This is a genomic window from Ammoniphilus oxalaticus (genome assembly GCF_003609605.1).
Lineage (GTDB): Bacteria > Bacillota > Bacilli > Aneurinibacillales > RAOX-1 > Ammoniphilus > Ammoniphilus oxalaticus.
Genome location: NZ_MCHY01000009.1, coordinates 434,589 through 456,036, shown reverse-complemented (window position 1 = coordinate 456,036; position 21,448 = coordinate 434,589). Strand labels below are relative to the sequence as shown.

The 21,448-nt window shown below is 45.3% G+C and carries 22 protein-coding genes; 11 read left to right on the top strand and 11 right to left on the bottom strand.

Annotated elements, in window-relative coordinates; genetic code table 11:
* Window positions 1-222 precede the first annotated feature (222 nt).
* From BEP19_RS13690 to BEP19_RS13665, 6 genes are read left to right on the top strand one after another with little or no spacing between them, the layout of a single operon-like run.
* Complete coding sequence (locus BEP19_RS13690) at window positions 223-603, top strand: GntR family transcriptional regulator (RefSeq protein ID WP_425452785.1); 381 nt, start codon at window positions 223-225, stop codon at window positions 601-603.
* Window positions 600-1,520 carry an ATP-binding cassette domain-containing protein gene (locus BEP19_RS13685; protein WP_120190471.1) on the top strand — a complete coding sequence of 307 codons (921 nt, stop codon included), beginning with the start codon at window positions 600-602 and terminating at the stop codon, window positions 1,518-1,520. The genes BEP19_RS13690 and BEP19_RS13685 overlap by 4 nt, the downstream gene beginning before the upstream one ends.
* Complete coding sequence (locus BEP19_RS13680) at window positions 1,483-2,208, top strand: hypothetical protein (protein WP_120190470.1); 726 nt, start codon at window positions 1,483-1,485, stop codon at window positions 2,206-2,208. The genes BEP19_RS13685 and BEP19_RS13680 overlap by 38 nt, the downstream gene beginning before the upstream one ends.
* Window positions 2,205-2,894 carry a hypothetical protein gene (locus BEP19_RS13675; protein WP_120190469.1) on the top strand — a complete coding sequence of 230 codons (690 nt, stop codon included), beginning with the start codon at window positions 2,205-2,207 and terminating at the stop codon, window positions 2,892-2,894. Before BEP19_RS13680 ends, BEP19_RS13675 begins: the two co-directional genes overlap by 4 nt.
* Window positions 2,895-2,906: 12 nt before the next feature.
* Window positions 2,907-3,638: a hypothetical protein gene (locus BEP19_RS13670; RefSeq protein ID WP_120190468.1), complete on the top strand. Its 732-nt coding sequence runs from the start codon at window positions 2,907-2,909 to the stop codon at window positions 3,636-3,638.
* Complete coding sequence (locus tag BEP19_RS13665) at window positions 3,635-4,339, top strand: hypothetical protein (protein ID WP_120190467.1); 705 nt, start codon at window positions 3,635-3,637, stop codon at window positions 4,337-4,339. Before BEP19_RS13670 ends, BEP19_RS13665 begins: the two co-directional genes overlap by 4 nt.
* 620 nt (window positions 4,340-4,959) lie before the next feature.
* On the opposite strand, the gene BEP19_RS13655 is transcribed toward BEP19_RS13665, so the two are convergent.
* The 7 genes from BEP19_RS13655 to BEP19_RS13625 form a co-directional block, all read right to left on the bottom strand.
* A complete protein-coding gene (locus BEP19_RS13655; RefSeq protein ID WP_120190465.1) occupies window positions 4,960-5,355 on the bottom strand; it encodes a toprim domain-containing protein in 396 nt (131 codons plus the stop codon).
* Between the two features lie 195 nt (window positions 5,356-5,550).
* Window positions 5,551-7,116, bottom strand: a complete 1,566-nt coding sequence (locus BEP19_RS13650; protein WP_120190712.1) for a gamma-glutamyltransferase family protein — start codon at window positions 7,114-7,116, stop codon at window positions 5,551-5,553.
* A gap of 101 nt (window positions 7,117-7,217) precedes the next feature.
* The gene (locus tag BEP19_RS13645) at window positions 7,218-7,910 is read right to left on the bottom strand and encodes a DUF1028 domain-containing protein (protein WP_120190464.1); all 693 of its coding nucleotides are present in this window, start codon (window positions 7,908-7,910) and stop codon (window positions 7,218-7,220) included.
* A gap of 118 nt (window positions 7,911-8,028) precedes the next feature.
* The gene (locus BEP19_RS13640; RefSeq protein WP_120190463.1) at window positions 8,029-9,225 is read right to left on the bottom strand and encodes an ornithine--oxo-acid transaminase; all 1,197 of its coding nucleotides are present in this window, start codon (window positions 9,223-9,225) and stop codon (window positions 8,029-8,031) included.
* Between the two features lie 500 nt (window positions 9,226-9,725).
* Window positions 9,726-10,454, bottom strand: coding sequence for an NUDIX hydrolase (locus BEP19_RS13635; RefSeq protein WP_120190462.1), 729 nt, complete (start codon window positions 10,452-10,454; stop codon window positions 9,726-9,728).
* Between the two features lie 168 nt (window positions 10,455-10,622).
* Entirely contained in the window at window positions 10,623-11,408 is a 786-nt protein-coding gene (locus tag BEP19_RS13630; RefSeq protein ID WP_120190461.1) for an NRDE family protein, read from the bottom strand.
* A gap of 84 nt (window positions 11,409-11,492) precedes the next feature.
* The gene (locus tag BEP19_RS13625) at window positions 11,493-11,894 is read right to left on the bottom strand and encodes a DUF6306 domain-containing protein (RefSeq protein ID WP_120190460.1); all 402 of its coding nucleotides are present in this window, start codon (window positions 11,892-11,894) and stop codon (window positions 11,493-11,495) included.
* A 202-nt stretch (window positions 11,895-12,096) separates the two neighbouring features.
* Between BEP19_RS13625 and BEP19_RS13620 the strand changes: the two genes are divergently transcribed.
* Both BEP19_RS13620 and BEP19_RS13615 read left to right on the top strand, forming a co-directional pair.
* On the top strand, window positions 12,097-12,297 hold the full coding sequence (locus tag BEP19_RS13620) for a hypothetical protein (RefSeq protein ID WP_120190459.1): 201 nt from the start codon (window positions 12,097-12,099) through the stop codon (window positions 12,295-12,297).
* Between the two features lie 134 nt (window positions 12,298-12,431).
* On the top strand, window positions 12,432-12,830 hold the full coding sequence (locus BEP19_RS13615; RefSeq protein WP_120190458.1) for a PaaI family thioesterase: 399 nt from the start codon (window positions 12,432-12,434) through the stop codon (window positions 12,828-12,830).
* Between the two features lie 59 nt (window positions 12,831-12,889).
* On the opposite strand, the gene BEP19_RS13610 is transcribed toward BEP19_RS13615, so the two are convergent.
* On the bottom strand, window positions 12,890-14,455 hold the full coding sequence (locus tag BEP19_RS13610) for an ATP-binding protein (RefSeq protein WP_170145374.1): 1,566 nt from the start codon (window positions 14,453-14,455) through the stop codon (window positions 12,890-12,892).
* A complete protein-coding gene (locus tag BEP19_RS13605; RefSeq protein ID WP_120190711.1) occupies window positions 14,352-14,750 on the bottom strand; it encodes an ATP-binding protein in 399 nt (132 codons plus the stop codon). The genes BEP19_RS13610 and BEP19_RS13605 overlap by 104 nt, the downstream gene beginning before the upstream one ends.
* A 195-nt stretch (window positions 14,751-14,945) precedes the next feature.
* Between BEP19_RS13605 and BEP19_RS13600 the strand changes: the two genes are divergently transcribed.
* The gene (locus BEP19_RS13600; protein ID WP_120190456.1) at window positions 14,946-16,010 is read left to right on the top strand and encodes a YheC/YheD family endospore coat-associated protein; all 1,065 of its coding nucleotides are present in this window, start codon (window positions 14,946-14,948) and stop codon (window positions 16,008-16,010) included.
* A 28-nt stretch (window positions 16,011-16,038) separates the two neighbouring features.
* Here the strand turns inward: BEP19_RS13600 and BEP19_RS13595 are convergent, their stop codons facing one another.
* On the bottom strand, window positions 16,039-16,767 hold the full coding sequence (locus BEP19_RS13595; protein ID WP_147393798.1) for a glycerophosphodiester phosphodiesterase: 729 nt from the start codon (window positions 16,765-16,767) through the stop codon (window positions 16,039-16,041).
* 171 nt (window positions 16,768-16,938) lie between these two features.
* On the opposite strand from BEP19_RS13595, the gene fabF reads away from it, so the two are divergent.
* Together fabF and BEP19_RS13585 are read left to right on the top strand one after the other, a co-directional pair.
* A complete protein-coding gene (fabF, locus tag BEP19_RS13590; RefSeq protein WP_120190454.1) occupies window positions 16,939-18,180 on the top strand; it encodes a beta-ketoacyl-ACP synthase II in 1,242 nt (413 codons plus the stop codon).
* Between the two features lie 72 nt (window positions 18,181-18,252).
* Window positions 18,253-18,894 carry a thiamine diphosphokinase gene (locus BEP19_RS13585; protein ID WP_120190453.1) on the top strand — a complete coding sequence of 214 codons (642 nt, stop codon included), beginning with the start codon at window positions 18,253-18,255 and terminating at the stop codon, window positions 18,892-18,894.
* A 42-nt stretch (window positions 18,895-18,936) separates the two neighbouring features.
* Here BEP19_RS13585 and glgP read toward each other — a convergent pair whose 3' ends face one another.
* A complete protein-coding gene (glgP, locus tag BEP19_RS13580; protein WP_120190452.1) occupies window positions 18,937-21,066 on the bottom strand; it encodes an alpha-glucan family phosphorylase in 2,130 nt (709 codons plus the stop codon).
* Window positions 21,067-21,448: the final 382 nt, after the last annotated feature.

Sequence of the window (21,448 nt, the reverse complement as noted above, 5' to 3'; positions counted from 1 at the left end):
CCAATCCATTTTCTCCAAGCGCGGCTAACCCCATCAAAGATTCCCGTCACACCCCTAACAGCCAAGTTGTCTATTGTCCCTCCCACGTTTATCTTACCTCCTATTTTACCGTACATAGCGACCGACAGGCACAGCGCGATTCAAATCGAAGCTTGCCAACTTTCCCCGTCCGCTATATACTACATTACAACAGTAATGCACTAGGCATGAGAGGAGGCGGAAATCATGCTGGACAAAAAGAGCACCAAGCCAATTTACATGCAAGTTGCGGATTGGATTGAATCTGAAATATTAAGCGGTCATTTTAAGCCGGATGAACGGGTTTATTCCCAATACCAGTTAGCTGAGATGTACACGATCAACCCCGCAACAGCGGCAAAGGGCCTCAATCTACTTGCGGATGAGGACATTTTGTATAAAAAAAGAGGGCTCGGCATGTTTGTCTCTGAAGGGGCGAAAGAAGCGATCCGAAAGAAACGAAAAACGGGAACATTGGGTCGCTTAGCGCGCGAAGTTGTGTTGGAGGCGAGAAGGCTAAAAGTAAGCGAGGAACAATTACTAACGATGATTCGGGACATCTATAAGGAGGAATGTGAGCGATGAACGTAATCGAGTGCTCAAAATTAACAAAAACATACTTTAGAAAAAAAGCGCTAGATCAACTCTCTTTTCAAATTGAAGCTGATAAAATTACCGGGCTGATCGGTCGCAATGGCGCGGGCAAAACAACGCTGCTAAAAATGATCGCAGGTTTCATTAAACAAACATCCGGTGAGGTCAAGGTGTTTGACGAACGCCCTTTTGATAGCTTGACCGTCTCTGCCAACTCTATTTTTGTGGATGACCAGATGAGCTTTCCGCCCGCCGTGCCGCTTGGGGAATTGCTGCAAGTCGCTGAAAGCTTTTATCCAAATTGGGATCAACAGCTAGCCCAACGTTTGTTCGACTATTTCTCTTTTGATCCAAAAAACTATCATAACCGCCTTTCAAAAGGAAAAACGAGCACGTTCAACGCAATCATCGGGCTTGCCGCTCGAACTCCGTTAACGATCTTTGATGAACCGACGACTGGCATGGACGCATCCGTTCGGACCGATTTTTATCGAGCGCTACTTAAAGATTACATCGCCCATCCGCGAACGATCATCATCTCCAGTCATCATCTCGATGAGATTGAAGATCTATTGGAAGATGTATTGCTCATCCATCACGGACAAAAACATTTGCATCTGCCTATTTCCGACTTAAAAGAATGGGCGATTGGCATCCAAGGACCGAAAGTAACGGCGCTGGAATTTATCGATGGACGCGAGATCATTCACCAAAAGATGATTGGATCGAATACCCTTTACGCCGTTGTTAAAAATGTTTTTTCCGAATCAACGCTTGATCGAGCTCGGACAGACGGACTTGAACTATCCGCTGTGCAAGCGAGTGATTTGTGCGTCTACCTAACGAGTGAAACGAAAGGAGGCATTGACGATGTCTTTGATAGAAATGAGCCTGGCGCAGACGATTAAAAAGCAGTATCGCTATAAACTGAAGGCGAATATTGACGCGTTGAGTTCGCTCATTTTTATTCAATTACTCGCTGTCGCTCTTTCATACGTTGGCTATAACGACATTTTATCGGACTCTTTCCATACACGCGTCAAACTAAAATACGTTTCATCCGATATCGTCATTTTATTTACATTTATTTGGGCAGTCATGTCCGCGATTACGATCACAACCAAGCCCTTTCGACATCACGATTTCACGTTTATTAGCAATCGGCTGAGCAGTAGTCTATCGAATTTATTATTTCTAGCAACAACCACCTTGCTTGGAAGCATCACCGCCCTACTGGCTGGTAATTTTCTCGTTGCCACGCAAGGCGTTGTTTTCGGTTTTCAGCTGTATAGCATGCCGTCCGTATGGACTGAAACCCTAATCGCTTACTGTGTTACCTTTTTATATGTATTTCTATTCAGTTCAACCGGTTATTTAGTGGGGAGCCTGTTTCAACTGCATAAAGCAATGAGAATTCTTCTGCCTGTTCTCATTGTGGGGATGTTTCTAACGGACGCAACCTTCGCGTCTGAACTGGTTCAATTCTATACCGAAGAAACAACATTTTCATTGCTTACTGCAAAAGTGTTCTGTACGATCGCACTTTTCTTCACCGCTGCCACGGTGATCTGGAATCGATTGGAGGTTAAATCATGACGATAATCTCAAATTTCTTGTCGTTGTTATTGCCAATCATCATCTTATTCATGATTGTTCGCGCATGCATCGGAAAAACAACGCTCAAATTTACACACTGGATGCTGTCTATTTATTTAGGGGTACTTCTGCTCTCGACCGCGCTCGCTCCGTTTATTAAAAATAACGCTTTGGAATTGGAACGCGTCGATCGGCTAGAGATGAATCAGGCTTGGAGTCAGTTAAATACAAAACTAAGTAACGGGCAGCTCGATCAGATCGATTCTAGTTTTTTATTGGAGGAGAAAAGCATTGATCTGATGCAAACGGAGTCGATGGATATAGTTTGGTCTGGTCGCTATGGTGACGCATTAGTGTATGTTGAAAGAAAAAAGGAAAGTGACGGCAAACTGGATGTGTTTATGTATGCGGAGGGACTTTGGATCGATGGTTACGATTTTTCTCATGAACTTGAACCGCTTCGAGTCAACTTGCAAACGAACAACGACTTGTACATCGCCATGCCTTATGAGCAACATCTTAAGGTTGGGTTGATTTCCGATGTCTTTCCACTGAAACAAATCAAAGGCGACTCGAAGAAGATGTCACATGTGACGAGTGGTAGCCAAGTCATTTATTTGCGTATTCCGCCAGATCTATCGATCGGCGCAGGGGAACACATTCGTCTCCACATGATTGAGAAATAGGAGGGATCAACGATGGCTTTAACAAAGATAAGCCTAGCTGAAACCGTTAAAAAGCAATATCGCTATAAATTAAAGGCCAACATTGACGCATTGAGTTCGCTCGTGTTTGTTCAAGCGCTCGCTATTTTGTTTTCATTGGGTGGCGTGGTATCCAGCGGCGGAGGCTCTTCTAGCGGATTCAGTTATAACGCGAATTATTATACCGCGGATTTAATCATCGTGTTTACGATGGTTTGGGCATTCACGACGGCAATTACGATTACGACAAAAGCGTATCGTTATCATGATTTTACGTTTATAACCAACCGACTAAGCAGTAGTCTTTCGAATGTTTTATTTTTAGTCACCGTTTCATTATTAGGGGCTGCCCTTTCCCTTTTGGCTGGAAACTTACTGAAATTCATTATGTATATTCAGTTGGAGGATCCACTCTATGGGATTCACGTAGCGCTTGTCGAGATATTAATTGGTGTGATCGCTACTTTTTTATATGTCCTCCTGTTTGGCGCATTGGGCTATTTTGTAGGAACGTTAGTCCAAGTTAACAAACTATTCGCTGGGATCTTCCCGATCTTATTTATCGGATCATTGATTCCACCCGCTTTTACACTGCCAGCGGACATCGTCCAATTTTACGGATTCGAATCGAGTTTAATTGTATTTACCATAAAAGCGAGCGCAACGGTTACGATTCTCTTTGCGGTGTCTACTCGGATTTGGAAACGATTGGAGGTCAGATCATGATTTTGACAACGATGCTTATCCCATTTTTGCTCTTGTTATTGATTCCGCTTGGATTCGTTTTAAAATTTGGAAAGGTAACGAGAAAAGTAACGCATTGGTTGCTGTTTAGTTATATCGGGATTCTTATTTTGGCAGCAGCGTCCATCCCGTTTATTACGGTGAGCGATCAAACGTTGGAAAAGGTAGAATTGGACAGTGATGCTTGGGGTTCTCTTTTTGATGATTTACGCGTGGGTCAACTTGATTCACCGCTCGCTCAACCATTTTTAGTGAAGCAAAGCGAGCTCGATTTAGGGCAAAAAGATTTATTGCAACTCATTTCAGAAGGTGAGGACCGCTCTTTTAACGTGCTCTTGGAAAGGAAAGAGGAAAACGATAATAAATTGGAAGTCTTTCTTTTTCAAGGGAAGTTTATTATGAACGGCTATGACTTTTCTTTCAAGCTTGAACCGAGACATTACGCCCTACATGATCATACAGATGGAAAAGCCCTGCGTTTTGCAGCCCTGAACCAAACCATTAAGTTGGCGCTGACCCTCCCCGAGTTTACGATTCGGCAATTTACTGAGGAGGAAAAATGGGTCGGATCAGAGCATTGGCATCGGGCCGATAATCAGATCATCTATCTGCGCGTCCCGCATGATCTGGAAGTGATCGCGGATGAGGACGACTTTCCATTTATCGAATATGTACAAAAATAAGGGGGGGGGCGACGAAATTGAGCTCGAGTTTTCAAATCGGAACCGCTATTTATTCGCTCGCCATATTATCACTGTAGGTCTGATGATCTATGGAGTCTATTACGTGGCAAGTAAAATGAGGAAGTAGGAGAACGGTGGACTCTAAGGGTCTTAACTCCCGTTACAACAAAAGCGAGTACAACAAAGGGTCCTGTAAAGGGAGTTTTGACCGTTACAGGACCTTTTCATGGGGAAAAGCGGGCCGCACCACACGCAACGGGAGTTGCGACCATTACAGAGACCGTTTTCTCTTGAGTCCGCGGTCTAACGGGAGTTTTGTCCTTTACAAGCACAGAAGTGGACCCCCATCTCAAATTTGGAATCGGGGCCCTGCCAGCCCGACACCCCACCCTCTCATAGTGGACAAAAGTCCATCTATTTCGAAATGAGAGATCAGCTGGATCAAAATAGTTGTCGCAAGTCCACTTAAACCCCTCTACATCCACTTTTTTTGCTTGAAAAATTGAGGTTAGTTGTCTAAAGTCCATTTATCTTCCAGGTCCCAGACTCATCCGCCTATCCCCCCGCGCGCACCCCCGACTTTCACCACGCCCGAGGGTCGCCCCGCCCACTACAATGTCTTATCGATCTGCTCTTCCGCCTGGGGGTTCCAGATAATGCTCATGCACGGTAAAATGGGCGTCGTGCAGCACTTTTGCTAGATGTTCAATCGGGCTTGTAGCGACTTCGCCGTACATTCGGCGGGTGTACAACTGCCTCGCGTGAGGGAGTTCTCGTTTGAGCTGTTTGCGCAGTTTGTTGCCGGCTGCGTCGGCATCGACAAGCACATAGACATCTTCATCTTGCAATGGCCAGATGATCTCTTCGATTTTTTCATCGCTTAACGTTCCGTACGTACAGATAATTTCCACCGTTTCATTCAATATCCGCAGCAATTTTTCCCGGTCTGTCTTTCCTTCCACGATAATAACTTTAGGTGGTCCTCCGTTAAACAGTTCGTGATTCGCGTTGATCATCTGCTCACCCTCCTCTAAGAAGTAAAAGGTGACCCCCTAGGCAGCCTAAATTCCACTGTCGCCACCTAGAAAATCACCCTTTGTCATTCAATCCACTCCGCTCAAATTCGCATCCCGATTCGAGGTTGTTCGAAAAGGAGGCCTATTGAAAATCCGTGACATCGGCCAAACCTTAACCGAAGTTTAGTAACATTATTACCAAGCAGCGATGGATCCATCCGTACGCGCCTCGGTGCCACCGGACAACACTCCATCTTCATCGCGCAAGATGATTTGGCCGCGACCAAATGTGTTCGATCCCAGTGACCAATGAATGTCATGTCCTTTTGCCGCTAAAGCAAGCGCGATATGTTCAGGCACGGCTGTTTCCAGCTCGATTCGCATATTTCCTGTCCATTGGAAACGCGGAGCATCTAAAGCCGCTTGCGGGTTCATCCCAAAGTCAACCATGTTCATTACAACTTGAACGTGACCTTGCGGCTGCATAAAGCCACCCATCACACCGAATGGTCCCAATGCCTTGCCGTCTTTTGTTAAAAAGCCAGGGATGATAGTGTTAAAGGATAGCTTATTCGGCTCTAAACGGTTCGCGTGTTCTGGGTCCAAAGAGAAGTTCGCTCCACGGTTTTGCAATGCGATTCCTGTGTCCGGCACGACCACACACGATCCGAAACTCATGTAGTTACTTTGGATAAAGGAAACCATGTTTCCTTCCCCATCCGCTGTCGCAAGATAAACGGTTCCACCCTTCGGCGGCGTCCCCGCAAATGGACGTTGCGCCTCTTCTCCGATATGCTCACGACGTTCTTGAGCATATTCTTCAGATAAAATATCTTTAACGGCCACTTCCATCTTGTCTTCTTGCGTAATATAGGCGAGTCCATCGGCAAACGCAAGTTTCATCGCCTCAATTTGCTTATGATACGTTTCCACCATTTCCTTGGCATGGAAATCAAAACCCTTTAACATGTTTAATGAATGTAGAGCAATCAAGCCTTGTCCGTTCGGAGGAATTTCCCAAACATCGTAGCCGCGATAGTTGACTGAGATCGGCTTAACCCATTGCGGCTTGTAAGCTTGCAAATCTTCTTTGCGAATGAAACCGCCATACTTTTTCGATAAAGCATCAATTTTGTCGGCGATTTCCCCATGATAAAACGACTCTGCGTTTGTTTCAGCGATCGATCGCAATGTTTTTGCATGGTCAGGAGACTTCCACATCTCCCCCGCGCGTGGCGCTCTTCCGTTCGGAGCAAACACGTTGTACCATTCCTGGTACACCTCATAATCATCTAAAGAAAAGGCGTTGCTCGGCAATTCAAGATTGTACCGCTGAAACGCATTATTCCAAGCAAAACTGAGCGTTGGCGGAACCGGAAAGCCATTTTCCGCATAGTCAATTGCGGGTTGTAAAACGTCCTTTAACGGCAACTTACCGAATCGTTCCGATAACATCGCCCATGAAGCTGGCGCCCCAGGCACTGTAACAGGCGTTAAGCCGTACTTCGGCATTTCACTGTACCCTTTTTTGCGCATCGCTTCAATTGAGATGCCTTGCGGAGATGGTCCGCTCGCGTTTAAACCATGCATTTCCCCATTAACCCACACGATTGCATAGGCGTCCCCACCGATCCCGTTTGAACTTGGTTCAACGACAGTCAAACAAGCAGCTGTTGCAATGGCCGCGTCAATCGCGTTTCCGCCCTTCTTCAATATATCCATACCGGCTTGCGCGGCTAAAGGTTGCGATGTCGCAACCATTCCATTTTTTGCGTAAACGGTATTCCTTTTTGATGGATACGGATTGTATAATGAATCAAACTTCACTTTTGTTCCTCCCCATTTATAGTTAGTCTTTTTTTTTAGTCTCTCTTAAATAATTCTCGCATCGACACCTTTTTTCCTTCTTTAATACTGCTTACCCATTTATTGTAACAAGACATCAGACCAATCCGATGGATATTAAAAATGCGGCGTAGTTCAGCGACAGGATCTGCGTGCTCATCGACGCGCAGCTCACAATAAGGGAAGCCTTCCGTATCGACCACGGTCAATGCAGCCGACACCTTCCCCCGTTTGTCCCCGCCTGCAGCTTGTCCCGCTTCCAGAGCCCGCATCAATCGTTCCGCCAATTCACCTTCCGATGAGCAAAAAGAATCTTCCATCGCTTGCAACGTCTCAGGTCCTTTTAACATATTTCCTTGAATCGCATAGTTCGGACCACTCGTATGCCCCTGATGACGCACCGTCCGCGATCCTGTATACGCAATGGATTGACCGCTAGCGTCAACAATACCCAACTGCCGCGAATTACGACCGTCATCTTCTGCCAATAATCGTTTCAGTGTCTGTTCCGCGCTCAGTCCTTCCTCGAGCAAAGCCAGGCCTTTTACGCCTAACGAAGGATTCACCCACGCTTGCGTCGCAATCGCCCCAACTCCCGCTTTCGCGAACGAGCATAGAGATCCGACTGCAGGGACCGCGGTAGAAATGGCCACGCCAAAACGCCCCGAATCTGGACAACGAGCCACGATCGAAAATGTATTACAATACATCCAGCCTTCTCTCCTTTACCTTCTTTCTATCTATTTTACCAAAAGGGGGAACAGAAAGCAGAATAAGGCTCTGCCGGTCCGCCGCGAAACCTCACTCAGCGACCCAGCATAGCCTTTATTAATTAAAGACGGCCTGAATGCGCGTGAAGGCCCAGTCGAGATCTTGTTTTGAGATATTTAAAGGTGGGGCGAGTCGAATCGTTGTGACGTGGGTTTCCTTACAGAGTAAACCTTGTTCCTTTAAGGCTTCGCAATACGGACGCGCTTCATCGACACACTCAATCCCGATAAATAGCCCGCGACCCCGAATCTCACGAATCGATGGATGTTTCATTTGCCGCAATTGCTCCATAAAATAACGACCCAATTCCAACGAACGCCGCGCCAACTGCTCTTCTTCAAACACTTCCAACGCCGCAATCGCCACGGCGCATCCTAGCGGATTGCCGCCAAACGTTGATCCATGCGAACCAGGGTTAAACAGGCCCAATACTTCTTTATCGGCGGCAACGGCTGAAATCGGAAATACCCCCCCGCCAAGCGCTTTACCCATCACATATAAATCGGGGATAACTTGCTCCCAATCACAGGCGAATGGTTTGCCCGTCCGACCAAAACCCGTCTGAATTTCATCGGCAATCGTCAACACGTGATGTTGCTTACATAACTCCGCCGCCTCTTTTAAAAATCCGTCTGGAGGGATGACAATCCCTGCCTCCCCTTGTATCGGTTCAAATAAAAACGCGGCGGTATTCGGCGTAATCGCTTGTCTCAACGCCGCAATATCCCCATACGGAATGATTTTGAACCCGGGAGTGAATGGTCCAAAACCCTCTTGATACTCTTTCTCCGATGAAAAAGAAGTAACGGTAATCGTTCGACCATGGAAATTACCCGAGCAGACGATAATCTCCGCCTGATTTTCAGGCACTTTCTTCACCTCATAAGCCCAGCGACGGACGGCCTTAATCGCTGTCTCCACCGCTTCCGCCCCTGTATTCATTGGTAAGACCATTTCCTTGCCCGTTAATCGGGATAGCAACTCATAAAACTCGCAGAGTTGATCGTTGTGAAAAGCGCGTGAAGTGAGTGTAACCCGATCCGCTTGTTCCTTCAAAGCCTGAATAATTTTAGGATGACGGTGTCCTTGATTTAAAGCTGAGTAAGCGCTCAACATATCTAAATAACGATTCCCTTCCGGGTCTTCCACCCAAGAGCCTTCCGCCTTAGAAATCACGATCGGCAGCGGATGATAGTTCGGCGCCCCATATTGTTCCGTCTTTTTAATAACAGCGCGAGATCGTTTACGAGTCATCCTTTCCCCTCCAAATTGGTGATTTTTAAGTTAAAAATTTGATTGGAATAAAAATAGTTTCACTAGTGTATATATGTAAATAAATACCTTTAAGAACATCGATAATTGTTCGTGACTTTTCAAAAAGAATTTGCTAGAATACGTTTATAAGGTGCAAACAGGGGTTATACTAAGAATAGAAAAGAACCTTTGAAAGAAAAATAGCTGAACAGAGGCTACCTCTTTTAACAGCGCGAGAAGAGCCTTTTCAGCTAAATTTGAGCCACGTTTTCATATACTTTCAACTTAAAATTTTTTTCTCGAAACTTTTGCTCGGTCCGAATGATTGAGCGGCAGAGTCTCCCTGGCGGTCCATACCATCCATCCAATGGACCCCTGGGGGCTATGTGCTTTCCTCACCACTATCTTGCCTCAATGACACAAAACTTAAACGCCAAAAAATAATGAATTTTTGTTGGAGCATGTCCTGTTAATGAACAGGATTTTTTCAATTTTCAGGACTAATCCCACAACGTTTCTATCGGCTTTTCTAATGATTGCAGAGCAACGAAGCATTCGATCGTCGCGGGGGCGCACACAATTTCACGCTGACGCGCCAATTGTAACGCGACGGCTGGCTCAAGCCACTCATCGCTTACCGCTTCTCTTGATGGAGCGCTTACTGCGCCAGCGGGAACGATCGTTAAGTAAACATTTGCGTCAAAACAGAAAGATTTTGGCGGCGGTGTGACCCGTCGGCCAATGTAGGTCAATTGGGCGGCATCAAATTGAAGATCCAATTGTTTGACCATTTCTAGGAAGGTTAGTTCTTTCGTTAACAGCGCCTTGCGGTAATTTCTTAAAGCGGGATCATGACCAGATTGAAACTTGACAGCTTGCGATTCCCGATTCCATTGGCACAGTAAAATGCCAGTCTCCTCAAATACTTCGCGAATCGCGGCGACAACATATGGCAACTCTGGGATTTGACCCTGATTGGATTCGGAGAAGGCGCGTACAGGAGAATCGGATCTTTCAGGCAACAACAGATGCGTATTAATACAATTGTGAAAATAATGCTTCCACTCCGGTCGCTCGTCTTGCGCTTCTAGCATCCCGCCAGGAAACACCGTATAGCTTTGAAAAGTTTGCATAGTCTTTGGCCGTTTCATGAGATAGATCTGAAAAGAAGGGTCTGTTAGGCTATTTTTTCGAGCCAAAATCACCGTTGATGCATGCCGAATCTTCACCAAATTTCCTCATCCTTTTTTATCTTTATTATAGTAAAAAACGTCCGATTCACTTCACCCTATCGCTTCCATCTTATCCACCTGCTAATCAAGCCATCATTGAACAAATCAGCGACCAATAAAATGAATAGAATGATGACCCCAATCAATAACCATCGTGTCCTCATCTCACATTCCGCCTTTCTCTTCCAATTGAAAAGAAAAATGAGCATCATCGTTGAAGGGTTGTCCCTGCTTAAATGTACGCTCCGTAAAGGAAACTTGTCCATTGCGCGTCATCGTGAGTACCGTGGATGAACAGGTGCCATATTCGGGACTGTGAATAAAGATCGGAGAAACGAGTCGTTCCTGTTCAAGCCCAATCCCTGTGTCAGGCAATCGATCGTCCGCGGCGATTTCGCGATCCGCCAACAGCTCGAATAAATCCTTCTCTGGCAGCGTGTCTGGATACGTCTCAAGCAACGCTTTCAAACGCTGAACTCCTTTTTCAACTTTTGGCCACGCTGTGTTTAACTCCGCATTGCTCAATCCGTACACACCCGGTTCCAGTTGGGTAACCTGATTTTGGCGCGCTGAATAGTAATACATCGCTTGCTGATCATAGACAAGCAAGTTAAATCCGTTGTAGTTGTCCTTTTCAGCTTGGATTTTGGAAACGTAATCAGACGCAGGCTCGGAAGACACTAAAAAGTCTTTGACAAGTTGACCGCGGGAATTTTTTGTGGGGTCATCCCGTTCCGCCTGACGGTAATTGGTCAGCCCCGCAAAACGGCCATTTTTTGTTACACCAAGCCATGTCCCCCACTCAACCGCGTCACGTCCGGCTAACAGTTGGGGCTGATCTTCCCAAAAAGCGGCCGATTCTGTCGGGCGACTATGTAACTCATCCCGATTCGAGGCCACAATCAATTCGTAGTTCGGGTGTTGTCGGTATGCAATAAAAATGACACACATGCGTATCTCTTCCCCTTTCTTCATAATGAAGTTCATTAAACAAAAAAGCCGATTGCCTTGCCAGCAACCGGCTTCTATTATTTATTATGCGTTATTCGCTCCGTAAGCTTCCACCTTATCATTATTAACCAAATGCTTTTCTCTCATCTCCAGCAAAAATGCCCGTGTTTCGTCTGACATCGGCGAATCAAGCGCTCTATCGATTCTACGCACAACCCACGTTTGCCCCCGAACCAACAATTCAATTTGTTCCTCAATCGTTGTTAACGCTTTCACTTTGTAAGCAAAATCACCCTTGCCCGTACTGATTTTACCGCCTTCGCGTTTGACGCTTTGAATTAATCCGGCGCACGCCCAAGCTTCATCATTTTTAACCTCTTTATATAGCTCGTTCGTCGGGTCCTTTTCCAAAAAGAAAGCCATCGTTTCCACTCCAGCTTTTTCAGCCTCAAGCATTTCGTTTAATTGATCAACAATTTGACTCACGCTTACCACTCCTTTTATTAGGGTAATGAACTTTATTTTAACATTAATTTACCCAAAAGTGGAGTATTCAATGAAATTAGTTTGGGTTTTTTTGGGCCTCCATAATTTACAGAATGTTCAGGCAGACATCGCAATATCAGACTAATAGTGGTCGTTTATTTTAGTATACTGAAGCATGAGACAATAAAAGGGGTGACATTGATTGAACAATTTTATCGACAACCAAATGTTTCATAGTCCTTCTTTTCCTTCAATAAAGAAACGCGTCTTTGGTCAGGTTGAATCATTTGACGTGTACCCGCTGCTCACAAAGCCCATCATTTTTGTTGACCCAGAAACAGGCGCGCAAGTAAGAGAACCTGGAAGTTGTCTGCATGTACTTTTTTCTCACAATCAATCTTAACTTTTAGAGAAGGTCTGCCTACATAAGGAGGCCTTTTTTTATGTCAAATCGTCCTATTTAAACAGGAGAACAAATAACAATGTAGAAAGAGTATAGATAGGTAAAATTAGAAGGCATGAAAGGAATTTGTTACAATGACAGAAAAACATGATGTCCGTTCACCATTTTGGGACCATATTCGAATTGAAGAGATTGAAGCCCATGATGGTCAATCGGAAATTCGTTGCGAGATTTTTCAAAACCTGCTCAATTCCGCCGGCGTTGTGCATGGAGGGGCCTTAGCGACGCTTGTCGATGCCTCAATCGGCAGCGCGGTTCGTTCCACGCTCGATTTATCGACTCAAACTTCAGCGACAGTCGATTTAAACATTAAATACATAAAGGCGGGTAGAGGTACGGTCTTAACCGCAAAGGCGTCTCTCGCCCATCGCGGTCGCACGCTTGTCGTCGGAAATTCTGAAATTTACGATGATCAGCAAAATCTTGTCGCGATTGGATCCGCCACGTTTATGATTTTAAAAAGAAAGCAATAACGACGAAAATTAAGAGGAAGCGCGCTTGTTAATCATAGGCGCTCTTCCTTTTTTAAAAGTTATATGTCATTTGTATACGTTACTTTTAATCCAAACTTGTCAAGAGCCTGTTGCAATGTGCCTTGAATATGGATTTTGTCGGTCAGCCTCACACCGAGATCAATGATCGTATTCGCGATCTCGGAGCGTATCCCCGTCACGACAGCCTCACACCCTAACAATGCTAGTCCCTCGATGATTTGAAACAAATGACTCACGACAGCCGTATCCATGTACGCGACGCCGGATAAATCGACGATCATTCTGCTAATTTTGAGCGATTCGATCTGCGCCAAGACGCGTTCCTGAATTTGTTTCGCGCGGTAAGTATCGATTGTCCCTACAATCGGCAACACACCCAAAGATGGCGTTAATAGAATGACCGGCACGCTAAGCTCATCAATTAGTTCACGATGGGAGCGCAACACGTCTTTGTTATATTCAGTGAAACTCGCAATGTAGTGATTAATAAAATGATCAAGAATGTACGTCGTTTGTCTTTCCATCTTTAATACCGAATCTAATTCCGGGCTCGTTCGCTTGTAAAAGGTGTAGGCGAAATCGGAGAAAACCTTTCGAAACGATTGGATCCACTCTAATTTTAAAATAAGCGGCAACCCATTTTTAGCCCAATTTCTCCCATGGCTTTTCGCCATCACGATCACTTCGTGTTGCAACCCTTGAATCACATATCTCTTTAAGCTCGTCGCCGTACTTAGCAGATCTTCTTGGTCGAGAGTTTCTGCCTCCTCTACACGCTGAAAAATCGTCATCGCCTCTTGAAGTAGTAACGATTTAAACTGCTCGCGATTCGCTTCCAAATACTGCTCAAAGGATTGACCTTCTTCATAAGGCAGGTCCAATTCTCTCGGTTCAATTTCCCCATTTAGGACAACAGGAAACTGTATCATAAACTTGGTTCCTCTCCCTTCATAGCTTTCAACATCGATTGTGGCGCCATGTTGATAAATCGTAGAAAAGACTTGAGCTAGTCCCATGCCTGTTCCATTTTCTTTCGTCGTATAAAAGGGCGTTCCCAGCATCTCCATTTTTTCCTCTGGGACACCCGCCCCGGAATCTTCAATCGTAACGAGGATGCGATTTCCAATTCGACGATGCCCAATGATAATCTGGCCTTCCTCGGCGATTGCTTCGAACGCATTTTTTAATAAATTAAAGAAAGCTTTCTTCAATTGATTTCTTTGTCCCAAAATAATTTCATTGGTGTTTTCAAAATCGGTTTTTACTTGGACGCGATACAGTTGATCTTGAAATAAATAAATGATCGATTCCAATTCGGCGCATACATGAATGGAGGTGTACGCTTCATTATCTAAGTCCGGCTTTGAAACATGAAGCAAGTTCTCTAATGTGTCTAGGGCTCGATCCAACTCGGATGCGGCCATATCTAAAAACGAATGTTGTTGCTCCTCCTGCAGTAACTGAAGAAATCCTTTGACAGATGTTAACGGATTTTTTACTTCATGGGCGATACCCGCCGAAATTTGACCGATCGATGCTAGTCGACCTAGCGTTTGATCTGTTTCTCTCGACTCCTCGAGAAGATCCTCTCCATTTGACGGCAATGATCTTCGTACCTCCTTCTCCCGTTTCAACGTAGAACTCATCCATCAATCGTTTGACGCCGTTTAAGCCAAGGCCTAATCCTGTTTCTGATTTAACTTCCGCGCATCGAAGAATTTCTTCAATGTTTAATATCCCGGGGCCCTGATCAACCACAGTAATACATAAGCTATCTTTTAAAATTTTGCTTTCAATAAACCCTTGTCCATTGGCGTGAACCAACACATTCCGGGCTAACTCGGAGACGCTGACTAACACCTTTTGTTTATCTAACTCTGAAAACGAAAGCCTTTCCATCAGCTTTCGAACTGCGCTCAAGGCTAAATAAATATCATTCTCAGATTGAATTTCAATTTCAACATCCCCCCAAAACTAGTTAATACATTAAACAATAGTAGCGCAACTTTCAATTTTGCGGTGGTTCGAACGCTTTTATATCTTCAGACATTGTATATAGTAATGCGTTGTAATCTAAACGAATAGGTGATTGATGTGAAAACAATATTAGGCATTTTGGTCCATCGCATTACAGACCCGCATCGCTATGATCCGACGCGGAAAATCGCGATTGAATCAGGGTTTGATGAGGTCCTCGTCTATACGCCGCCTGATGTTAATCTAAAACAAACCACGATTCACGGCTACGTCTATGTAAATAAGGAGTGGATCAAGCAAACCGAGCCGTTTCCCTCGATTACGTATGATATCGGTTATTACAATGAGCCCGCGCTCATGCAAAAAATGAGACAGATGAAACGGCTTCGCAGCCTCCCGCTCATTGGTTATAGCATCGGAAGCAAATGGACCATTCACAGGCACTTAGCCCAAGCAAGGTTGTTGCGTCCCTTTTTAATCCCAACACAGCTCGCTAATGACACGAGGCCCATTTTAAACATGATTCAAAAGAGCCATTCAGTCATGGTGAAACCGTTAAATGGCAGTGGCGGAAAAGGAATCTTCCGCATTACGAAAAAAGAAGATAATTATGAGCTTTCAGATCATTTGCAGACGACGCCAATCACGTTGAGCCGATCCGAGCTAGAACAGAGACTTAGTAAAACATTGCGGAAACAACGCTATCTTGTTCAAAAATGGATCGACATTCGCGACAAACATGATTGTGTCTTTGACATTCGGGCATTCATGCAAAAAAACAGACATGGACAATGGCAAATGACGGGGATCGGGGTGAGACAAGGAAAAGAAGAGACAATGACTTCCAACCTGAGTGGCGGAGGTCAAGCGCATCACGTTCAACCTTTCCTTCGTAAGCAATATGATGAATCGACTGCCGACGCATTGTATCGCAAACTCGTAAGATTAAGCGAATACATCCCGCCATTCCTTGAAAGATCATACAACACAAGGCTTGCTGAGCTCGGTTTAGACTTAGCGATCGATCGACAACAACAGATTTGGATCATTGAAGTCAATATCAAACCTGGCAAAACACTCATGCGTAAGTTAGGTCACTTTGACACCGATCATGAGGCCTTGCGAGCCCCCATCGAGTATGCCCGCTTCCTTGTTGACCGCTTTCATAAACAGCGACGTTAGGCGACGCGCTTGCCCGTTTACGTCCCCTTTACCCCTGTTTCCATTGTTCAATAACGAGCTGTGGATCATTCACGCAAATTTGAATCGTTGAACTCATTCCCATCAGTTGTTGGATGCTTGCCGCCTCATTAACGGTCCAAGCGATGATTCCAAATTGATGACGTTCCAAGGCCTCAATAAACGGGCGGGTTAAATACTGATAATCCATCGAAACGACCGAAGCTCCCGCCTCTTTTAATTGTTCTTTAACTAATAGCGGTAAGCCGCTAAAGATTAAGCCCGTTACGATTCGCTGATCGTAGCGCCTCACCTTTTTAATGACGTGGTGATCGAATGAAGTGAGACATACATCGTGTTCCATGCCCACCCAATATACTTCTTCCAATGTCAACCGTTCAATATTCGGATAGCGATCCCCCGCTGTTTTCAGCTCCACATTGATCTTGCATCTACCGCGCGCCGCCTGCAACACTTCGCTTAATCGAGGTATCCGTTCACCCGCAAAAGCGGTGTCAAACCAACGTCCAGCATCAAGCTGGGCCAACTCCGTATAACGAAAGTCAGCTACTCGCCCTGTTCCGTTTGTCGTCCGATCAACTGTGAAGTCATGGATGACGACAAGCTCGCCGTCTTTCGTTACTTGAACATCTAGCTCAATCGCTTCTACTTCGGGTTGTTTAAACGCTAATTCGAAAGCGGCCATCGTATTTTCTGGGGCTCGACTCGACCAACCGCGGTGGGCCATACATAGATTCACTTTTTACCCACTCCCTTTCAATAAATAGGTTCCCATTTTTGTAAAAGTTGATAATCAAATGATAGAGATTTCTTCCCCGCTAATATATGATAGAATGAGGATTGCAAACATTTCATCAAGTAATTTTTCCCCCAAAAACATAGATTACCACTTTACCGAGGAGAGTGAATTATGAGTAAAAGAAGAGTGGTTATTACCGGAATCGGTTGTGTGACACCACTAGGTTTAGACGCGCAAACGACATGGGACCATCTTATTGCTGGAAAATCTGGGATTGGACCTTTAACAAGACGCGATCCAGAAAAATTTCCGGCAAAAGTTGCCGCCGAAGTAAAAAATTTTGATATTGGAACATTTATTGATTTCAAAGAGGGCCGCAGAATGGACCGTTTCACACAATTCGCGGTCGCTTCTTCATTAATGGCCGTCGAGGACGCAAAACTAACTATTAATGAACAGAATGCCGAACGAGTCGGTGTCTGGATTGGCTCAGGAAACGGCGGGATGGAAACGTACGAAGAGCAGTTTCGCACATTCGAGGCGCGCGGTCATCGTCGTGTGAGTCCTTTCTTTGTGCCGATGTTAATCGCGGATATGGCTGCGGGACAAGTTTCAATCACACTCGGAGCAAAAGGGCCAAATGCATGCACAGTAACCGCTTGCGCCTCGGGAGCTAACTCGATCGGAGACGCATTTAAAGTGATTGCCCGCGGCGATGCCGATGTGATGATTACAGGCGGAAGCGAAGCCCCCATTACCGATATGTCGATAGCCGGTTTTAGTTCAATGAAAGCGCTCACGTTCAATGATGATCCCGAAACAGCGAGTCGCCCGTTTGATAAAAACCGTGACGGCTTTGTGTTAGGGGAAGGTTGCGGCATCCTTGTGCTTGAAGAATTGGAACAAGCGAAAGCAAGAGGCGCTAAAATTTATGCTGAAATTATCGGTTATGGAGCGACCGGAGACGCTTACCATATTACTGCTCCCGCTCCAGACGGAGAAGGCGGGGCGCGAGCGATGCGAGAAGCGCTCAAGGATGCTGGACTGCAACCGCAAGAAGTCGATTACATCAACGCCCACGGCACAAGCACTCCTTTGAACGATAAATATGAAACAGCAGCGATTAAATCGATTTTTAACGAGCATGCTTATCAACTGGCGATCAGCTCCACGAAATCGATGACAGGCCACCTCTTAGGCGCCGCGGGAGCGATCGAAGCGATCTTTTCCGTGAAATCGATCGAGACAGGACTGTTGCCGCCAACGATCCATTACCAAACGCCGGATGAAGAATGTGATCTTGATTACGTGCCGAACGAAACAAGACAAGCTGACGTTCGCATTGTCCTCAGCAACTCGCTAGGATTTGGCGGTCACAATGTCACACTTGCTTTTAAAAAATACGAAGCCTAACGTCTCAATTATTAATGATCCCGACTGTTATCATGCGAATTCAATAACAATCTGTAGATGGGGGTCAGTTCGATGAACAACAAACGTATTCTTATTTTTACTGGCGGAAACTTAGGTCCTGCCGCATTCGAAGAAATTCAAGAAGACGATGTCCTGGTCGGCGTAGATCGAGGGGCGTTACATCTGATTAGGAAGCAGATCTATCCTCATATTTGCCTGGGAGACTTCGATTCGGTCACTGAAGCGGAAAGCGCTGAGATCGAACAAAATTGCCAACAATTTATTTCCTGCGATCCGATTATGAAAGATCTAACCGACACCGAGATGGCTTTCAACTGGGCTATCGAACAACGGCCCCGCGATATTTGGGTAATGGGCGGCGTAGGAACCCGCTTTGATCATTCCCTAGCAAATGCGCATTTACTCATGAAGGGATTGAGAGCAGGTATTACCTGCTGTATTCGCGACGAGCATAACGAAATCAGATTGGTTGATAAACACCTCACCGTTAAAAGAGGAATGTTCACCCACATTTCTTTGCTGCCGCTAAGTCTGGAAGTCAGCGGAATTAGCTTAAATGGATTTCGTTACCCACTAGAGGATGCTACAATTTCAATCGGTGATACGCTTGGCATCAGCAATACGCTGGAAGCTGATTTCGGAGAAGTTAAAGTGGAATCAGGCTATCTATTAGTCATCCAAAGTAGAGATTAAAAATGGGAGACCCGCTATCGGGTCTCCCATTTTATATTGTCCTTATCCCCACGTCGCTAATTCTAATTCATAATCGTTGACGAAATCTGGACTAATCGGCATCACGCGAATGTTGGCGTGTTGTTCAAACCATTCTTCCACACTGCCTGAAAACACCCCTGTATATGAATACACACCAGGTCCCACTTCCTCCGCGAACTGTAGGCCCTCTGTCCACACTCCTCGATCCCATCCTAATGAACCGACCGCTTCCACAGAAACATCCTTTCTCCAAATTTCACCTAGATGAACTTGACAACGCACGGATAGCTGTTCCGATTCTGATGGGATTAATTCAATTTGATCAATCTTCACCGCGTTCCAATTGGCGCGGATAAACTGCTTATAAGCAGCCATTCTGCTCGCAATTTCTAGTCCATCGGCTGTGAAGCGACGGCCGCGGTTTGCTGTCGGAACGTACAGCTTTTCCCAATAATCAGCAACCATCCGACTGGCGCTAAACGCTGGCCCTAACGTTTGAATGGATTCCTTCATCATCTGCGCCCAACCAGACGGGTTGCCAAAATAAAGCGGGACAATCTCATGTTCCAAAATATGATACAATGTTTCGCCATCGATCTGATCCTGGATTTCGCGATCACCGGATTGATCGCCTTCAATCGCCCACCCATTTTTTCCATTGAACCCTTCCGGCCACCAACCATCCAACACACTAAAGTTGAGGACGCCATTGACTGCCGCTTTTTGACCTGACGTGCCACTGGCCTCCATCGGTTTGGTTGGTGTATTCAGCCATACATCCACCCCAGCTACCAAATGTTTCGCCATGGCCATATCGTAATTTTCCATTAAAATGACGCGGTCTTTAAACGCCGATGTTTGTGAGATTTCCCAAATTTGGCGAATTAATTCCTGACCGGGTTGATCTGCGGGATGAGCCTTCCCCGCTAACAATATAGCAACTTGTCGATCTTGTTGATTCAAGATGCGTTCTAATCGATCTAAATCGCGGAAAAACAGTAAGGCGCGTTTGTATGTCGCAAATCTACGAGCAAATCCAATTACTAATGTATTCTCATTAAACGGCAAGTCAAGCGCGTCAATCATCCGTCGTTTCACCTTGCGACGCGCGTCCCATAGTTCTTCATCGGGGATTCGCCATGTGTTTTTCCACGTTTCCAGTTCTTTAATGTTTACTTCCCAATCGGAATCTAAATAACGATCAAATAATTGCTTTACCTCGGCGGCCAACCACGTTCCCGTATGAATCCCATTCGTGACGGCCTGCATAGGAATATGATCCGCTGGGATTTGCGGAGTCCAGTCATGAAATAATTCCTTTGTCACCTCTGCGTGAAGTTTACTAACTCCGTTCACTTGTGAACAAGTTGATACTGCCAAACGTGTCATATTGAAGCAACCATTCATTTCACCTAATTGCAAAATCGTTTCCCGCGTCGTTCCCAATTGCCAGTAGTAAGACCCTAAGTAGCGGTCCATTAATTCAAAACTAAATTGATCGTGCCCGGCAGGAACAGGAGTATGTGTTGTAAAAATCGCGCTCGCCTTAACCGCTTCAAGCGCGGTTTCGAATGAAATACCTTGCGCGGAATAGACGCGAATCCGTTCCAAAGCTAAAAAGGCGGAATGTCCTTCATTCATATGCCAAACATCAGGCTCAATTTGAAGTTCTTGAAGCAATCGAGCCCCGCCAATTCCAAGAATAATTTCTTGCGCAATTCTTCCCTCTTGACCGCCGCCATACAAGTGATCTGTTAAGCGACGATCCGCGGGTTCATTTTGCTCAAAATCTGCGTCTAACAAATAAACCGGCGCCCCGCCAATCGTTGTAACCCACGCTTGCAAAGCAACCTGCCGATCTGCAATAGTCACGTTGATAATGATTCGCTGTCCATGTTCATTAACAACAGGATCAATCGGCATTTGCTCAATGCTCAGCGGATCATAGACCGCCTCTTGCTGACCGCTCGCTGAAATTCTCTGCTGAAAATAACCTTTGCGATAAAAAATCCCTACACCAATGAGCGGGATTTTTAAATCATGTGACGCTTTAATATGGTCCCCGGCTAGTACTCCTAATCCTCCCGAATAGATTGGAAGAGAGGAATCAATTCCAAACTCCGCTGAAAAATAGGCAACTCTCGCTTCCATACTTTCACCTCATCATATCTATCTTATTTCCTAAGTGAGATATACACCCAATCCAACAATGTACCAAGCAGAGGAAAAAAAAGAGGAGCATTCTGCTGCTCCTAACTCATTTGAAAAGTAAATATGAAAAAGTAGGGGTTAAAGCTAATCTGCCCAAATTCAATATCTTTCACGCCTTATGATCTAACTTCGATTTAGAAATCGGTCACAGGCGATCATCACATTTCATGAACGTTTTCCTTGCTTATTGGGGTCTATTTATGACCCCTTTGGCGCAACGTTAGACCGTATGCGCGCCGATGAATGACACGTACAGAGTGGGTGGATATCAGAACAGTGGAGAAATAAAAAAAAGATGGTTCGCTTATTTATTATTTTTCTC

Bases quoted from the DNA above. Each gene is read 5' to 3' on its own strand.
- BEP19_RS13675 (WP_120190469.1), top strand. From the start codon at position 2,205: ATGACGATAATCTCAAATTTCTTGTCGTTGTTATTGCCAATCATCATC.
- BEP19_RS13640 (WP_120190463.1), bottom strand. From the start codon at position 9,225: ATGACTCGTAAACGATCTCGCGCTGTTATTAAAAAGACGGAACAATAT.
- BEP19_RS13650 (WP_120190712.1), bottom strand. From the start codon at position 7,116: ATGGTTGCGACATCGCAACCTTTAGCCGCGCAAGCCGGTATGGATATA.
- BEP19_RS13630 (WP_120190461.1), bottom strand. From the start codon at position 11,408: ATGTGTGTCATTTTTATTGCATACCGACAACACCCGAACTACGAATTG.
- BEP19_RS13615 (WP_120190458.1), top strand. From the start codon at position 12,432: ATGACAGAAAAACATGATGTCCGTTCACCATTTTGGGACCATATTCGA.
- BEP19_RS13665 (WP_120190467.1), top strand. From the start codon at position 3,635: ATGATTTTGACAACGATGCTTATCCCATTTTTGCTCTTGTTATTGATT.
- BEP19_RS13655 (WP_120190465.1), bottom strand. From the start codon at position 5,355: ATGATCAACGCGAATCACGAACTGTTTAACGGAGGACCACCTAAAGTT.
- glgP (WP_120190452.1), bottom strand. From the start codon at position 21,066: ATGGAAGCGAGAGTTGCCTATTTTTCAGCGGAGTTTGGAATTGATTCC.
- BEP19_RS13680 (WP_120190470.1), top strand. From the start codon at position 1,483: ATGTCTTTGATAGAAATGAGCCTGGCGCAGACGATTAAAAAGCAGTAT.
- BEP19_RS13645 (WP_120190464.1), bottom strand. From the start codon at position 7,910: ATGTATTGTAATACATTTTCGATCGTGGCTCGTTGTCCAGATTCGGGG.
- BEP19_RS13670 (WP_120190468.1), top strand. From the start codon at position 2,907: ATGGCTTTAACAAAGATAAGCCTAGCTGAAACCGTTAAAAAGCAATAT.
- BEP19_RS13685 (WP_120190471.1), top strand. From the start codon at position 600: ATGAACGTAATCGAGTGCTCAAAATTAACAAAAACATACTTTAGAAAA.
- BEP19_RS13585 (WP_120190453.1), top strand. From the start codon at position 18,253: ATGAACAACAAACGTATTCTTATTTTTACTGGCGGAAACTTAGGTCCT.
- fabF (WP_120190454.1), top strand. From the start codon at position 16,939: ATGAGTAAAAGAAGAGTGGTTATTACCGGAATCGGTTGTGTGACACCA.
- BEP19_RS13605 (WP_120190711.1), bottom strand. From the start codon at position 14,750: ATGGAAAGGCTTTCGTTTTCAGAGTTAGATAAACAAAAGGTGTTAGTC.